The sequence below is a fragment of the Streptomyces sp. CA-179760 genome (assembly GCF_050937045.1).
In the GTDB taxonomy this organism is placed as follows: domain Bacteria; phylum Actinomycetota; class Actinomycetes; order Streptomycetales; family Streptomycetaceae; genus Streptomyces.
In genome coordinates this window covers 8,132,565-8,147,194 of record NZ_JBNJLZ010000001.1, presented here as the reverse complement: position 1 = coordinate 8,147,194, position 14,630 = coordinate 8,132,565, and the positions used below count along the sequence as shown (strand labels likewise).

13 protein-coding genes are annotated in these 14,630 nt (G+C 71.2%); 9 read left to right on the top strand and 4 right to left on the bottom strand.

What is annotated here, in order from left to right; all coding sequences use genetic code 11:
• Nucleotides 1-14 precede the first annotated feature (14 nt).
• The 7 genes from tal to ACQEV8_RS36885 all read left to right on the top strand — a co-directional run bounded on the left by tal (nucleotide 15) and on the right by ACQEV8_RS36885 (nucleotide 8,445).
• Complete coding sequence (tal, locus tag ACQEV8_RS36915; RefSeq protein WP_432969506.1) at nucleotides 15-1,160, top strand: transaldolase; 1,146 nt, start codon at nucleotides 15-17, stop codon at nucleotides 1,158-1,160.
• A complete protein-coding gene (gene zwf / locus ACQEV8_RS36910) occupies nucleotides 1,157-2,842 on the top strand; it encodes a glucose-6-phosphate dehydrogenase (RefSeq protein ID WP_432969503.1) in 1,686 nt (561 codons plus the stop codon). Before tal ends, zwf begins: the two co-directional genes overlap by 4 nt.
• The gene (gene opcA / locus ACQEV8_RS36905) at nucleotides 2,839-3,774 is read left to right on the top strand and encodes a glucose-6-phosphate dehydrogenase assembly protein OpcA (protein ID WP_432969500.1); all 936 of its coding nucleotides are present in this window, start codon (nucleotides 2,839-2,841) and stop codon (nucleotides 3,772-3,774) included. The genes zwf and opcA overlap by 4 nt, the downstream gene beginning before the upstream one ends.
• A complete protein-coding gene (gene pgi, locus ACQEV8_RS36900) occupies nucleotides 3,767-5,431 on the top strand; it encodes a glucose-6-phosphate isomerase (RefSeq protein ID WP_432969497.1) in 1,665 nt (554 codons plus the stop codon). The genes opcA and pgi overlap by 8 nt, the downstream gene beginning before the upstream one ends.
• Before the next feature lies 1 nt (nucleotide 5,432).
• Nucleotides 5,433-6,317: a phosphogluconate dehydrogenase (NAD(+)-dependent, decarboxylating) gene (gene gnd, locus ACQEV8_RS36895; protein WP_432969494.1), complete on the top strand. Its 885-nt coding sequence runs from the start codon at nucleotides 5,433-5,435 to the stop codon at nucleotides 6,315-6,317.
• A gap of 4 nt (nucleotides 6,318-6,321) precedes the next feature.
• Nucleotides 6,322-6,909 carry a histidine phosphatase family protein gene (locus ACQEV8_RS36890; RefSeq protein WP_432969491.1) on the top strand — a complete coding sequence of 196 codons (588 nt, stop codon included), beginning with the start codon at nucleotides 6,322-6,324 and terminating at the stop codon, nucleotides 6,907-6,909.
• 69 nt (nucleotides 6,910-6,978) lie between these two features.
• Nucleotides 6,979-8,445 carry a membrane-associated oxidoreductase gene (locus ACQEV8_RS36885; protein WP_432969488.1) on the top strand — a complete coding sequence of 489 codons (1,467 nt, stop codon included), beginning with the start codon at nucleotides 6,979-6,981 and terminating at the stop codon, nucleotides 8,443-8,445.
• On the opposite strand, the gene ACQEV8_RS36880 is transcribed toward ACQEV8_RS36885, so the two are convergent.
• Both ACQEV8_RS36880 and ACQEV8_RS36875 read right to left on the bottom strand, forming a co-directional pair.
• Nucleotides 8,432-10,228 (bottom strand): bifunctional sugar phosphate isomerase/epimerase/4-hydroxyphenylpyruvate dioxygenase family protein, encoded by a 1,797-nt coding sequence (locus tag ACQEV8_RS36880; protein WP_432969485.1) that lies wholly within the window; start codon nucleotides 10,226-10,228, stop codon nucleotides 8,432-8,434. The two genes, ACQEV8_RS36885 and ACQEV8_RS36880, sit on opposite strands and share 14 nt — an antisense overlap.
• A gap of 43 nt (nucleotides 10,229-10,271) precedes the next feature.
• On the bottom strand, nucleotides 10,272-11,147 hold the full coding sequence (locus ACQEV8_RS36875; protein WP_432969482.1) for a shikimate dehydrogenase: 876 nt from the start codon (nucleotides 11,145-11,147) through the stop codon (nucleotides 10,272-10,274).
• Nucleotides 11,148-11,289: 142 nt separating this feature from the next.
• Here ACQEV8_RS36875 and ACQEV8_RS36870 point away from each other — a divergent pair, with 142 nt between their 5' ends.
• Nucleotides 11,290-11,958 carry a TetR family transcriptional regulator gene (locus tag ACQEV8_RS36870; protein WP_432969479.1) on the top strand — a complete coding sequence of 223 codons (669 nt, stop codon included), beginning with the start codon at nucleotides 11,290-11,292 and terminating at the stop codon, nucleotides 11,956-11,958.
• A gap of 163 nt (nucleotides 11,959-12,121) precedes the next feature.
• Nucleotides 12,122-13,480, top strand: coding sequence for an MFS transporter (locus ACQEV8_RS36865; RefSeq protein ID WP_432969476.1), 1,359 nt, complete (start codon nucleotides 12,122-12,124; stop codon nucleotides 13,478-13,480).
• Nucleotides 13,481-13,583: 103 nt separating this feature from the next.
• Here the strand turns inward: ACQEV8_RS36865 and ACQEV8_RS36860 are convergent, their stop codons facing one another.
• Together ACQEV8_RS36860 and ACQEV8_RS36855 are read right to left on the bottom strand one after the other, a co-directional pair.
• Nucleotides 13,584-13,994: a VOC family protein gene (locus tag ACQEV8_RS36860; RefSeq protein ID WP_432969473.1), complete on the bottom strand. Its 411-nt coding sequence runs from the start codon at nucleotides 13,992-13,994 to the stop codon at nucleotides 13,584-13,586.
• A gap of 108 nt (nucleotides 13,995-14,102) precedes the next feature.
• Nucleotides 14,103-14,492: a VOC family protein gene (locus ACQEV8_RS36855; protein ID WP_432969470.1), complete on the bottom strand. Its 390-nt coding sequence runs from the start codon at nucleotides 14,490-14,492 to the stop codon at nucleotides 14,103-14,105.
• Nucleotides 14,493-14,630: the final 138 nt, after the last annotated feature.

Below are 14,630 nucleotides of genomic sequence, written 5' to 3'. Positions count from 1 at the left end.
CCGCCCGAAAGAAGATGATCACTGTGACCGAAGCGACCGCGAGCGCGGGAGCACTCAAGCGCCTGTCCGACGAGGGTGTGTCGATCTGGCTCGACGACCTGTCGCGCCGGCGGATCGAGTCCGGCAACCTGGCCGAGCTCGTCGCCACGAGGAACGTCGTCGGCGTCACCACCAACCCGTCCATCTTCCAGGCCGCCATCGGCTCCGGTGAGGGGTACGAGGCGCAGCTCGCCGACCTGGCGGTGCGGGGTGTCACCGTCGACGAGGCCGTCCGGATGATGACCACCGCCGACGTCCGCGCCGCCGCCGACATCCTGCGGCCGGTGTACGACGCCACCGGCGGCCGGGACGGCCGGGTCTCCATCGAGGTCGACCCGCGCCTCGCCCACGACACGACGGCGACCGTCGCCGAGGCCCGGCAGCTGGCCTGGCTGGTCGACCGCCCCAACGTGATGATCAAGATCCCGGCGACGGAGGCCGGCCTGCCGGCGATCACCGAGGTGATCGGCTCGGGCATCAGCGTGAACGTGACGCTGATCTTCTCGCTGGAGCGCTACCGCGAGGTCATGGACGCCTATGTCGCCGGCCTGGAGAAGGCCCAGGCGGCCGGTCTCGACCTGTCGGACATCCACTCGGTCGCGTCCTTCTTCGTCTCGCGCGTCGACTCCGAGATCGACAAGCGGCTGACGCTGCTGGGCACGGCCGAGGCCCTCTCGCTGAAGGGCAGGGCGGCCCTGGCCAACGCGCGGCTCGCCTACGAGGCGTACGAGCAGGTCTTCGCCGGGGCGCGCTGGCAGGCGCTGGGCGGGGCCCGCGCGAACCGGCAGCGCCCCCTTTGGGCCTCCACCGGTGTGAAGGACCCGGCATACAAGGACACCCTGTACGTGGACGATCTGGTCGCCCCCGGCACGGTCAACACCATGCCGGAGGCCACGCTGAACGCCGTCGCCGACCACGGTGACGTCCAGGGCGACACGGTCACCGGCGGTTACGCCCAGGCCCGCGCCGACCTGGCGGCCGTCGAGCGGCTCGGCATCGGGTACGACGAGGTGGTGCGGCAACTGGAGAACGAGGGCGTGGCCAAGTTCGAGGTGGCCTGGCAGGACCTGCTGGACGCGGTCACCAAGTCCTTGAACAGCAAGGGAGTTGACGCGGAATGAGCGAGGGTATCGAGGGCATCCCTCAGACGGCCGAGCAGGAGACCAAGGGGACCAAGGAGGAGAAGGAGGCCGTGGCGGCCCAGGAGGCGGCCGGGGTCGAGCAGACCGGGGTGGACGGCACGGCCGAGGCCGCCGTCCCGCCCACGGAGTACACCGAGGCCGACTTCGTCAACCCTCTGCGCGACGCGCGCGACCGCAGGCTGCCCAGGATCGCGGGCCCGTCCGGACTCGTCATCTTCGGCGTGACCGGCGACCTGTCCCGCAAGAAGCTGATGCCGGCCGTGTACGACCTGGCCAACCGCGGCCTGCTGCCGCCGGGCTTCTCACTGGTGGGCTTCGCCCGCCGGGACTGGGAGGACCAGGACTTCGCGCAGGTGGTGCACGACGCGGTCCGTGAGCATGCGCGCACGCCGTTCCGGGAGGAGGTCTGGCAGCAGCTCGCCGAGGGCATGCGGTTCATCCCGGGCGACTTCGACGACGACATGGCGTTCAAGCAGTTGCGCTCCGCCGTCGAGGAGCTGGACGCCTCCCGGGGCACCAGCGGCAACTACGCCTTCTACCTCTCGGTGCCGCCGAAGTTCTTCCCGAAGGTCGCCCAGCAGCTGAAGAAGCACGGGCTGGCGAACGCCCCCGATGGCTCCTGGCGCCGCGCGGTCATCGAGAAGCCGTTCGGGCACGACCTGGAGTCGGCCGAGGAGCTGAACACGATCGTGCACGACGTGTTCGACCCGGAGCAGGTCTTCCGGATCGATCACTACCTCGGCAAGGAGACCGTCCAGAACATCCTGGCGCTGCGCTTCGCCAACCAGATGTTCGAACCGATCTGGAACCGGTCGTACGTCGACCATGTGCAGATCACCATGGCCGAGGACATCGGCATCGGCGGCCGGGCCGGTTACTACGACGGCATCGGCGCCGCCCGCGACGTCATCCAGAACCACCTGCTCCAGCTGATGGCGCTCACCGCGATGGAGGAGCCGGCCGCCTTCGACGCGGCGTCGCTGCTCACCGAGAAGCTGAAGGTCCTCCGGGCCGTGCAGCTGCCGGAGGACCTGGGGAAGAACACCGTGCGCGGGCAGTACGCGGCGGCCTGGCAGGGCGGCACGAAGGTCGGCGGCTATCTGGACGAGGACGGCATCGACGCCTCGTCGAAGACCGACACCTACGCCGCGATCAGGCTCCAGGTGGACAACCGCCGCTGGGCGGGCGTCCCGTTCTATCTGCGCACCGGCAAGCGGCTCGGCCGCCGGGTGACGGAGATCGCGGTGGTGTTCCAGCGGGCCCCGCACTCCCCCTTCGACTCCACCGCGACCGAGGAGCTGGGCGCCAACGCGATCGTCATCCGCGTCCAGCCGGACGAGGGCATGACGGTCCGGTTCGGCTCCAAGGTGCCGGGTACGTCGATGGAGATCCGGGACGTGACGATGGACTTCGCCTACGGCGAGTCGTTCACCGAATCGAGCCCGGAGGCGTACGAACGGCTGATCCTTGACGTCCTCCTGGGCGACGCCAACCTGTTCCCCCGTCACCAGGAAGTGGAAGAGTCCTGGAAGATCCTCGACCCGATCGAGCGGTACTGGGCCACGCACGGCAGGCCCGCGCAGTACACGTCGGGGAGCTGGGGACCCGCGGAAGCCGACGAGATGCTCGCACGAGACGGACGGAGCTGGCGCAGGCCATGAAGATCGACCTGACCGACACCACGGCAAGCAAGATCAACAAGGCACTGGTGCAGGGGCGCCGGGCCATCGGCACCCCCGCCGTGGGCATGGTCCTGACGATGGTGATCGTCACGGACGAGGAGAACGCCTACGACGCGATCAAGGCGGCCGAGGAGGCCTCGCACGAGCACCCCTCGCGCACCCTGGTCGTCATCAAGCGGCACGCCCGCACCCCGCGCGACCGCCAGTCCTCCCGGCTGGACGCCGAGGTCCGGGTGGGCGCCGACGCGGGCACCGGTGAGACGGTGATCCTGCGGACCTACGGCGAGGTGTCCGACCACGCCGACTCGGTGGTGCTGCCGCTGCTGCTGCCCGACGCGCCGGTGGTGGTGTGGTGGCCGGTGGACGCCCCCGAGGTGCCCTCCAAGGACCCGCTCGGGGCACTGGCCCAGCGGCGGATCACCGACCTGTACGCCGTCGAGAACCCCCTGGAGACGCTCCAGGCCCGGGTCCGCGCGTATGCGCCCGGTGACACCGACCTCGCCTGGACCCGGCTGACGCCCTGGCGTTCGATGCTGGCGGCGGCGCTGGACCAGGCCCGGGCGCGGATCGTCTCGGCGGCCGTGGAGGCGGAGGCCGAGAACCCGGCCGCCGAGCTGCTGGCCCGCTGGCTGGAGGCCCGGCTGCACGTCTCGGTCGACCGGGTGGTCACCGCCGGGCCGGTGGTCACGGCGGTACGCCTGGGCACCGAGAACGGCGAGATCGTCATCGACCGGCCCGAGGGCCCGCTGGCCACGCTGACCCTGCCGGGCCAGCCCTCCCGCACTCTGGCACTGAAGGTCCGTGCCACCTCCGAACTCATCGCCGAGGAGCTCAGGCGCCTCGACGCCGACGAGATGTACGCCATCGCCCTGAACGGCGAGGCCACCGAGGAGACTCCCGCCCATGTCTGACTCCCCCTCCGGCTCCCCCGAGCTCACCCGGCGGCCCGAGTGGACCGCCCTGGAGGACCACCGCAAGGACGCCCTGCCGCAGCCGGACCTGCGTGAGCTGTTCGCGGCCGACCCGGGGCGCGCCGAGCGCTACGTGGTGCGCGTGGGCGATCTGCGCATCGACTACTCCAAGCACCTGGTCACCGACGAGACGCTGGCCCTGCTCCAGGAGCTGGCCGTCGCCACCGACGTGGCCGGGCTGCGCGACGCGATGTTCCGCGGCGAGCGGATCAACGTCACCGAGGACCGGGCCGTGCTGCACACCGCGCTGCGCGCCCCGCGGGACGCGGTGATCGAGGTCGACGGCGAGAACGTGGTGCCGGGTGTGCACGCGGTGCTCGACAAGATGGCCGGCTTCGCCGACCGTGTCCGCTCCGGGGAGTGGACCGGCCACACCGGCCGCCGTATCCGCAACGTCGTCAACATCGGCATCGGCGGCTCGGACCTCGGCCCGGCGATGGCGTACGAGGTGCTGCGGCCGTTCACCGACCGGGAGCTGACGTTCCGCTTCGTGTCGAACGTGGACGGCTCCGATCTGCACGAGGCCGTGCGCGACCTGGACCCGGCGGAGACCCTGTTCATCGTCGCGTCCAAGACGTTCACCACGATCGAGACGATCACGAACGCGACCTCGGCGCGCTCCTGGCTGCTGCAAGGTCTCGGCGGCGACGAGAAGGCGGTGGCCAAGCACTTCGTGGCCCTGTCGACGAACTCGGAGAAGGTCGCCGGGTTCGGTATCGACGTCGACAACATGTTCGAGTTCTGGGATTGGGTCGGCGGCCGCTACTCCTTCGACTCCGCGATCGGCCTGTCGCTGATGATCGCCATCGGCCCGGACCGCTTCCGCGAGATGCTCGACGGCTTCCGCATCGTCGACGAGCACTTCCGCAACGCCCCCGCCGAGGCCAACGCCCCGCTCCTGCTGGGCCTGCTCGGCATCTGGTACGGCAACTTCCACGACGCCCAGTCGCACGCCGTCCTGCCCTACAGCCACTACCTGTCCAAGTTCACCGCCTACCTCCAGCAGCTCGACATGGAGTCCAACGGCAAGTCGGTGGACCGCGACGGACGCCCCGTCAAGTGGCAGACGGGGCCGGTGGTGTGGGGCACTCCCGGCACCAACGGGCAGCACGCCTACTACCAGCTCATCCACCAGGGCACCAAGCTCATCCCCGCCGACCTGATCGGCTTCGCGCGGCCCGTCGCCGAGCTGGGCGACGAGCTGAAGGCGCAGCACGACCTGCTGATGGCCAACCTGTTCGCGCAGGGGCAGGCGCTCGCCTTCGGCAAGACCGCCGAGGAAGTACGGACGGAGGGCGTGCCCGAGGAGCAGGTGCCGCACCGCACCTTCCGGGGCAACCACCCGACCACGACGATCCTGGCCACCGAACTGACCCCGTCGGTCCTCGGCCAGCTGGTCGCCCTCTACGAGCACAAGGTGTTCGTGCAGGGCGCGGTCTGGAACATCGACTCCTTCGACCAGTGGGGCGTCGAGCTCGGCAAGGTCCTCGCCAAGCGCGTCGAGCCCGCCCTGACCGAGGGCGCTGACGTCCCCGGTCTCGACCCGTCCACGGCCGCGCTGGTGGCCGCCTACCGCAATCTTCGGGAAGTGAACTGACATGCAGATCGGTCTTGTGGGTCTCGGCAAGATGGGTGCCAACATGCGCGACCGCCTGCGCAACGCCGGCCACACCGTCGTCGGCTACGACACCAACCCCGAGAAGTCCGACGTGGCCGGCCTGGCCGACCTCGTCAACGCGCTGGAAGCACCGCGCACGGTCTGGGTCATGGTCCCGGCCGGCGGCCCCACCCAGCACGTCATCGACCAGCTCGGGGGCCTCCTCAAGCCCTACGACACAGTCGTCGACGGCGGCAACTCCCGCTGGACGGACGACGAGAAGCACGCCGAGGAGCTGAGCAAGCACGGCATCGGCTTCGTCGACGCGGGCGTCTCCGGCGGTGTGTGGGGCCTGAAGAACGGCTACGCCCTGATGGTCGGCGGCGAGAAGGAGCACGTCGACCGGCTGCAGCCGATCTTCGAGGCGCTCAAGCCGGAGGGCCCGTACGGCTACGTGCACGCGGGCAAGGTGGGCGCCGGGCACTTCGCGAAGATGGTCCACAACGGCATCGAGTACGCGATGATGCAGGCCTACGCCGAGGGCTGGGAGCTGCTGGAGGCCGTGGACTCGGTGGACAACGTCCGCGAGGTGTTCCGCTCCTGGCAGGACGGCACCGTCATCCGCTCCTGGCTGCTCGACCTCGCGGTCAACGCGCTCGACGAGGACGAGCACCTGGAGAACCTCCGGGGATTCGCCCAGGACTCCGGCGAGGGACGCTGGACCGTGGAGGCCGCGATCGACAACTCCGTGCCGCTGCCCGCGATCACCGCGTCCCTGTTCTCCCGGTTCGCCTCCCGCCAGGACGACTCGCCGCAGATGAAGATGATCGCGGCGCTGCGCAACCAGTTCGGCGGCCACGCCGTCGAGTCCGCGAAGAAGGCGTAACACCGTGGGCGATCTGCTGATGGTCCGTCACGGCGAGACGGAGTGGAGCCGGAGCGGACAGCACACCAGCTTCACCGACCTGCCCCTCACCCCGCGCGGTGAGGAACAGGCCAAGTCGCTGGTTCCGCTGCTGGCGGGCCGCCCCTTCTCGCTGGTCCTCACGAGCCCCCTCACCCGCGCGGTGCGCACCGCCGAACTCGCGGGCCTGACAGGGGCCGTGCGGGACGCGGACCTGCACGAGTGGTACTACGGCGCCTACGAGGGCGTCACGACCGACGAGATACACCGCACCCGCCCGGACTGGGACCTGTGGACCGACGGAGGCCCGCCCGGTGCCGACGGCAAGCCGGGCGAGTCCCCCGAGGAGGTCGGCGAGCGCGCCGACCGGGTGCTGTCCCGGGTGGCGGAGGCGCTGCCCGAGGGCGATGTGATGCTGGTGGCCCACGGCCACTTCCTCCGCGCCCTGACGGCCCGTCGCCTCGGCCTGTCGGCGGCGGAGGGACGGCTGTTCCGGCTGGAGACCGGCACGGTCAGCCGGCTGTCGACCGAGCACGGCCGGCCCGTGATCGCGGAGTGGAACGCGCGGGCGTAACGGACGTCGGCCGGGGGTGAGTCGAGAGTGGGTTGACAGCCCCCGGCCGGCGCGTCAGAGTCCCCGCTGATGGAGATCGACAACATGACACCCGCCGAGGAGCGGGTGTGGCGCGCCTTCTCGCGTGGGCGGGACGTGAACTTCCGGGAATCGGCGGACGAGGATCCGGTGCGGGGCGCGGAGTGGGGCCCCGAACGGACCGTACGCGGGGCAGTGTTGCGTGCCCTGCTGCTGAGCGCTCCGCAGGAGGACGGGGAGACCGCCGCCCTCAGACTGGGGGGTGCGCGGATCACCGGGCGGCTCGACCTCAAGTACAGCGAGATCGATCACGCCGTGCGCCTGAGTCACTGCTCCTTCGAGAAGGCCCCCGTGCTGTACGCGGCCCGCGTGCGCCAGCTGAACCTGCGCGACTCCGTCCTGCCCGGCCTGGACGCCGCCACGCTGAGGGTGGACGGGGTCCTGCGGATGTCGGACTGCCTGTTCGACGGGCCCGTGCGGCTCGGCGGCGCGCAGATCGCCGGGGCGCTGTTCCTGGACCGGGCCGACATCGACGCGTCGTCCGCCGGTCAGCCGGCGCTCCAGCTCAACCATGTGACCATCGGGGACGGCCTGTCGGCGCCGGGCCTGCGGGCGCGGGGCGGGGTGCGCATGACGGGCGCGTCGGTCGCCGGCTCCGTCGACCTGGGCCAGGCCCGGCTGGAAGGCAGCAGGGGTGAGGTCGTCCTCGACGCGGAGCTGGCAGCGGTGGAGGGCGACGTCCTGCTGCGCGGCGTGGAGGTGCACGGCTGGATCGGCCTGCGCGGCGCCCGGATCGAGGGCCGCCTCGACCTGTCGCACGCGCGCCTGTCGAACCCCGGTGACGCGGCGCTGCGGGCCAGCAGCTGCACCATAGGAGAGGTCTGGCTGCGCAAGAGCCCACCCATGCAGGGCACGCTCAACCTGCGCCGCGCCCAGGTGGACGTCCTGTGGCTGGAGCCGGACGTCGTCCCGGAGGAGGTCCTGCTCGACAGCCTCGTCTACACCTCCCTCACCCCGCACGCGCCCGCCGAGCGCCGGCTGGCGATGCTGGAGCGGGACGGCGAGGGCTATGTCCCGCACGCCTACGAGCAGTTGACCGCCGCCTACCGGCGGATCGGCGACGACCACGCCGCCCGCCAGGTCCAGCTCGCCAAACAGCGCCGCCACCGCGGCACCCTCCCCTGGTACGGCCGGGTCTGGGGCTATGTGCAGGACGCCACCGTCGGCTACGGCTTCCGCCCCCTGCGGGCCGCGGGCTGGCTGGTGTCGCTGCTCGTGATCGGATCCGTCGCCTACGCGCTGCACCACCCCCAGCCGCTGAAGACGGACGAGGCCCCGCAGTTCAACCCGGTGTTCTACACACTGGACCTGCTCCTGCCCGTGATCTCCTTCGGGCAGGAGGGGGCGTTCGCCCCCGCCGACGGCTACCAGTGGCTGTCCTATGCCCTGGTCCTCACCGGCTGGATCCTCGCCACGACGGTCGTCACGGGCATCACCCGGACCGTCAGCCGCCAGTGAGTGCCCGCACCGCGTGCTGCGCCGCCAGCCGTACCGGGGCGTTGGCGGCCCCGTAGCCCCGGTAGCCGTCGTCGCGCTGGACCAGTTCGAAGAAGACGCGCCCGATGGTCCGGGTGTAGCAGTGACGGAAGACGCCGTGTGCGTCGCGGTCGTAGAGGATGCCGAGGTCCCGGTAGGTCTCCAGCTCGCCGTCGGCGAACTCGAAGCGAGCGGCGAGGTCGTCGTGGTAGTTCGCCGGGACGGGCAGCAGCCGGCCGCCGGCCTCGCGGAAGCTGCGGGCGGCGGCGACCACGTCGTCGGTGGCGAGGGCGATGTGCTGGGCCTGGACGGTGTCGTCCGAGGGCGCCGCGCCGACGGTGAGGGCGATCCGGACACTGCCGTCGGCGTTGGTCACGGCGCGGCTGCGCAGCAGTCCGTAGGGATCGGCGATGTCCACGCTCTCCTGGGCGTGCAGGCCGAGCACCCCGCGATGGAAGAGGGCCGCCTCGTCGAAGTGGTGCCAGGGCTGGGTCAGGGCGAGGTGGTCGACACGGCGGATGCCCGTGGGGGCGGGAGCCGGGCCGGTGTTCTCGAAGTCGGCCCGCCAGTCGGGCAGGCCCGGGCGGCCCGTGGCGCAGAAGAAGAGTTCCGTGCCGTCGGGGGCGGCGACCGCGTCGAGCGGGGCGTCCTCGGGTGCCCGGCGACGGGGCAGGACGGGTGCCAGCAGCGCCTCGGCACGCCGGGCCGCAGCGGCCGGGTCGGGTGACTCCAGCCCGATCGCGGCGAGCTGGGTGCCGTCGCGGCGCACCGCCGGCCCCGTGTTGACGAGGATCCGGGCCTCGCCCTGCTCCCACAGGGCGACGGGCTTGCCGCGGTGCCGGGCGGTGCGGGCGAAGCCGAGGGAGCGGAGCAGGGCGGTGAGGGGCTCGGCGTCGGGCGTGACCAGCTCGGTGAAGGCGATGCCGGTGGGGACGACGGGGTCGGGGAGGGGTGCCCGGCCGACCGTCTCCTGGAGGACCAGCAGGGAACGCCGGGCGTCCACCGCGGTCGGACCGGCGTCGGCCTGCCGGAAGACGTCGTTGAAGACCTCCAGGGAGAGCGGGCCGTCGTAGCCGGTGCTCAGGACGTGCCGCACAAGACCCGCCACGTCGAAGCCGCCCTGGCCGGGGAAGCAGCGGTAGTGGCGGCTCCACTGGAGGACGTCCATGGCGAGCAGCGGGGCATCGGCGAGCTGGAGGAAGAAGATCTTCTCGCCCGGAATGTCCTCGATGCCCTTGGGGTCCGAGCCGCGCGAGAGGATGTGGAAGCTGTCCAGGCAGGTGCCGAGCGCCGGGTGCCCGGCCGCCTCGACGATGCGCCAGGCGTGGTCGTACGTGCTGACGTGCCGTCCCCAGGCGAGCGCCTCGTAGGCCACTTTGACGCCGGACTCCCGCGCGAGGTCGGCGAGCCGGCTCAGCTGCTCGGCGGCGAGGGCGTCGTCGTCCACCGCCTGCGGGGAGACGCTGGAGCACACGAGGACGGTGTCGGCGCCGAGCCTGCGCATCAGTTCGAACTTGTGCCGGGCCCGCCGCAGGTTCCGGGCGAACTCGGCCTCGGGCACGGCCTCGATGTCCCGCATGGGCTGGAAGAGGTCGATGCTCAGACCGAGGTCGGCGCAGCGGGCGCGGATGTCCTCGGGGGTGAGGGGGCCGGCCAGCAGGTCGTTCTCGAAGATCTCCACCCCGTCGAAGCCGGCCCGGGCCGCGGCGTCGAGTTTCCCGGTGAGGGATCCGCTGAGGGAGACGGTGGCGATGGACGTACGCACGTCGGTACCTCTCTCTGGTTCGGTGCTCCTGCTGCCCCGGTCCCTAGTTCGGTGCGCCGACGGCCCCGGCCAGTTCGGTCAGGTCCGTCAGCATCCGCGCGGCGTCGGGTTCCCGCCCGGTGAACAGGCGGAACGCGTCGGCGGCCTGGAAGGCGGCCATGCCGCCGCCGTCGAGGGTGGCGCAGCCCAGCGCGCGGGCGGTGCGCAGCAGTTCGGTCTCGAGGGGGCGGTAGACCACCTCGGCGACCCACAGCCCGGGGTGGAGCAGGCCGGCCGGCAGGGGCAGTCCGGGGTGGGCCGCCATGCCGGTGGGCGTGGCGTGGACGATGCCGTCGGCGTGCGCGAGCAGCTCGGCCTGCCGTTCCGGGGGTGCGGCGGCCGCACGGCCCTGACCGAAGGCGCGGTTCAGGGAGCCGGCCAGGGCCGCGGCCCGTTCGGGCAGCGCGTCGACGACGGTGACCCGCTCGGCGCCGAGGGTGAGCGTGGCGTGTGCGACGGCCGCGCCCGCACCCCCGGCGCCCAGCTGCACGACCCGCTCCAGTGGTGCGTCGGGCAGTCCGCGCGCGAAGGACGCGGCGAAGCCGGTGACGTCCGTGTTGTGGCCGGTGGCGCGGCCGTCCTCGAAGACGATGGTGTTGACCGCGCCCAGCGCCTCGGCCTGCGGGGCGAGCGCGTCCAGGTGCTCGATGACGAGCTGCTTGCAGGGATGCGTGATGTTGAGCCCGTCGAAGCCCAGGTCGCGGGCGGCCCGCACCAGATCGCCCACCGCCTCGGGCGGCACCCCGAGAAGGTCGATGTCGATGAGCCGGTACAGCAGGCGCAGGCCCTGGCGGTCGCCCTCCCGCTCGTGCAACGCCGGACTGAGCGAGGGGCCGATGCCGGAACCGATCAGTCCGACGAGATACGAGTCCTTGGGCACACGGGCCTCCCGAGCAGCTCACTAATGTACGAACTAGTACGTTAGCTATATCAGCCGAGGCCGAACCCGGGAAGACCCCACGGGCGAACGGGCCCCTGCTTCTAGAATCACCGGCACCGGCCCCTCCGCCCGAAGGATCCTGATGACCAGCGTCGAAGAACCGGCAGCACATCCCGGCGAGCGCATCCGTGACGCCGCCCGCACCCGGGCCGAGATCCTCGACGTCGCCACGCAGGAGTTCGCGCGGGCCGGCTACGACGGGGCCCGGGTGGACGAGATCGCCGCCCGCACCCGCACCACGAAGCGGATGATCTACTACTACTTCGGCGGCAAGGAGCAGCTGTTCACGTCCGTGCTGGAGCGGGCGTACGGCGTGATCCGGGAGGCCGAGCAGCAGCTCGACGTCGACCATCTGGATCCCGTGGCGGCGATCCGGCGCCTGGCCGAGGTGACCTTCGACCACCACGAACAGCACCCGGACTTCATCCGTCTGGTCAGCATCGAGAACATCCACGAGGCGCAGCACATCGCCGCCTCCGAGAAGCTCGGCAAGATCGGCTCCCCCGCCCTGGACGTGATCCGCCGGATCCTGGCGTCGGGCCAGGAGTCGGGCCTGTTCACGGCCGACGTCGACGCCGTCGACCTGCACGCGATGATCTCCTCCTACTGCTTCTTCCGGGTCTCCAACCGGCACACCTTCGGGGCGCTGTTCGGCCGCGACCTGCTGGATCCGGCACAGCGCGCGCACTACCGCTCCATGCTGGGCGACATGGTGATCGCGTATCTCACGGCGGAGCGCACAGCGGACTGAGCCTCCGGCGCACGACCTCTTGACACCGGCGGCAGGCGGGCGCAGCATCACTGGCCATCCCCTACTAACTATCCAGTGGGTTAATTAGCCGCGATCCGGCCCGCCCTCTCTGCTCGCCGTTCGTCTCGCTCCCCATAGGGTGGAGCCCGCTAAGGAGCCGCACGTGTCCGTCCCCGCCACGCCCCAAGGGGCCGCCGCCCCACCCGGTCAGCCCAGGAAAGCCGCGACCGCCGCCTGGATCGGCAGCGCACTGGAGTACTACGACTTCTTCATCTACGGCAGCGCCGCCGCGCTGATCTTTCCCGCCGTGTTCTTCGACGAGTCCGACCCGGCCACCGCGACCCTGCTGTCGCTGGCCACGTTCGGCGTCGCGTACGCCGCCCGCCCGGTCGGCGCGCTGGTCCTCGGGCACTTCGGGGACAAGCTCGGCCGCAAGAAGATCATGGTCTTCACGCTGATGCTGATGGGCCTGTCGACGTTCCTGATCGGCTGTCTGCCGACCCGGGACCAGGTCGGCACCCTCGCCCCGGTCCTGCTGGTGCTGTGCCGGGTGCTCCAGGGCATCTCGGCGGCGGGCGAACAGGCCAGCGCCAACTCCATGACGCTGGAACACGCGCCGCCGGGCCGGCGCGGCTTCTTCACCAGCTTCACCCTCAGCGGCACCCAGGGCGGCCAGCTGCTGGCCACACTGGTCTTCATCCCGGTCGCCGCGATGCCCGAGGAGCAGTTGCTGTCGTGGGGCTGGCGGGTGCCGTTCTGGCTGAGCGTCGGCGTCGCCGTCGTCGGCTACGTCATCCGGCGCAAGCTGGACGAGACCCCGGCCTTCGCACAGCAGGCCGCCGAGGAGGGCGTCGTCAAGCTGCCGCTGGTCGTGCTGCTGCGCGAGCACTGGGCCGATGTGCTGCGGGTGATCGCGTGTGCGCTCATCGCCTCGGTCAGCACGATCTTCACGGTGTGGGCGCTGGCCTACGCCACCAGCGACGCGGTCGGCATGTCGCGTACCGCCATGCTGTGGGTGGGCGCCCTGGCCAATGTCGTCGCGCTCGCCGCGATCCCGCTGTGGGCCACGCTGTCCGACCGGATCGGCCGCCGACCGGTGTTCCTGATCGGCGCGGCCGGCAGCGCGGTGACGATGTTCCTGTACCTGTGGGCCGTCTCCACGGGCTCCTACCCGTTGACGTTCCTGACGGGCATCCTCTGCTTCGGCGTCGTCTACAGCGCCGCGAACGGGGTGTGGCCCGCCTTCTACGGCGAGATGTTCACGACCCGGGTCCGGCTGTCCGGCGTGGCCATCGGCACGCAGATCGGTTTCGCCGCGGCCGGTTTCGCGGTGACGTTCGCCGCGCGGATCGCCGGGCCGGACGGCGACGACTGGTCGGCGGTGGCCCTGTTCACGGCGGCACTGTGCGTGCCGCCGGTGATCGGCGCACTGGCCGCTCGTGAGACGAACCGGGTTCCCACCGAGGTCCTCGGTGAGCGTGCCGCCCGGGGAACTGTTCAGCCGGAGAAAGTGACGGCCTGACCAGCCTTTGGTGCCGGGTGCGGCTCCGCCGCGTGGGGGCTGGTCGCGCCCACCCTGCGGAGTTGCACAGGGAAACAGCCCCGCGCCCCTTCTGGGTCGGTGTTCAGCTGTTGGACCAGGCTCGGCGGCACAGGACCAAGCGGTAGCCGTCGGGATCCTCGATGGTGACGCCCCACTCGTCCCAGTAGGGGTTGGGCGACTCCACTCGCTTGCCTCCGTGCTGCTCCAGGCGGGCGATCAGATCGTCCGGGACCGGGCCGTCGGCATAGATCACCAGCAGGTCCTCCTCGGTGGGGCGGGGCTCGACCGGACGGGCGGCCTCGTGCACGAGCTCCAAGTGCCAGTCGGCGTCGGGCCAGCCGAGCATCAGCAGGTCGTGCTCCCCCGGTTCGCCCCCGCCCTCGGCCCGCCACACCACGTCTAGCCCGAGCCCCTCGCGCCAGAACCGCTCGGCCACCGCCAGGTCCCGGGAGGGCCGGGCGATGCGGATGTGGCTGCGACCGTTTACGGGCATGGTGACCTCTTCTCGTGGCGTCCTGGTCCGCGGCGGCCGCGCACCCGTGTCACAGCCTAGGAAGCCGGCCGCCGCATGACATCGGCCATCGGTCCTGCGCCCCGGGGCTCAGGCCTTGGTGTGCACGATCTGGATGAGATTGCCGCAGGTGTCGTCCAGCACCGCGGTGGTGAGCGGGCCCATCTCCGTCGGCTCCTGGGTGAACCGCACCCCGAGCCCGCGCAGCCGCTCGTACTCCGCCTGTACGTCGTCCACGGCGAACGAGGCGGCCGGGATGCCGTCCTCGACCAGCGCCGTCTTGTACGGCTGCACCGCCGGATGGCCCGAGGGCTCGAGGAGCAGCTCGGTCCCGTCGAGGGCCTCCGGCGAGACCACGGTCAGCCACCGGTCCGTCCCCACCGGGACGTCGTGCTTCTTCACGAAGCCCAGCACGTCGGTGTAGAAGGTCCGGGCCTTTTCCTGGTCGTCGACGAAGACGCTGGTGATGTGGATCCTCATGAGGCGCTCTCCGGAGTGTCGGGCCTGATCGAGAACGGGCGGCGGCCGTCCCGTTTTGACGGTACCGGTGAGCTGTGACATTCACCTGTTCCTGTGCGGTCCGGGCGGGGTATGCCGGATCTCACCTCGACGAGCGCG

Coding starts and splice junctions, on each gene's coding strand:
- tal (WP_432969506.1), top strand. CDS start 15: ATGATCACTGTGACCGAAGCGACCGCGAGCGCGGGAGCACTCAAGCGC.
- zwf (WP_432969503.1), top strand. CDS start 1,157: ATGAGCGAGGGTATCGAGGGCATCCCTCAGACGGCCGAGCAGGAGACC.
- opcA (WP_432969500.1), top strand. CDS start 2,839: ATGAAGATCGACCTGACCGACACCACGGCAAGCAAGATCAACAAGGCA.
- pgi (WP_432969497.1), top strand. CDS start 3,767: ATGTCTGACTCCCCCTCCGGCTCCCCCGAGCTCACCCGGCGGCCCGAG.
- gnd (WP_432969494.1), top strand. CDS start 5,433: ATGCAGATCGGTCTTGTGGGTCTCGGCAAGATGGGTGCCAACATGCGC.
- ACQEV8_RS36885 (WP_432969488.1), top strand. CDS start 6,979: ATGGAGATCGACAACATGACACCCGCCGAGGAGCGGGTGTGGCGCGCC.
- ACQEV8_RS36870 (WP_432969479.1), top strand. CDS start 11,290: ATGACCAGCGTCGAAGAACCGGCAGCACATCCCGGCGAGCGCATCCGT.
- ACQEV8_RS36860 (WP_432969473.1), bottom strand. CDS start 13,994: ATGCCCGTAAACGGTCGCAGCCACATCCGCATCGCCCGGCCCTCCCGG.
- ACQEV8_RS36855 (WP_432969470.1), bottom strand. CDS start 14,492: ATGAGGATCCACATCACCAGCGTCTTCGTCGACGACCAGGAAAAGGCC.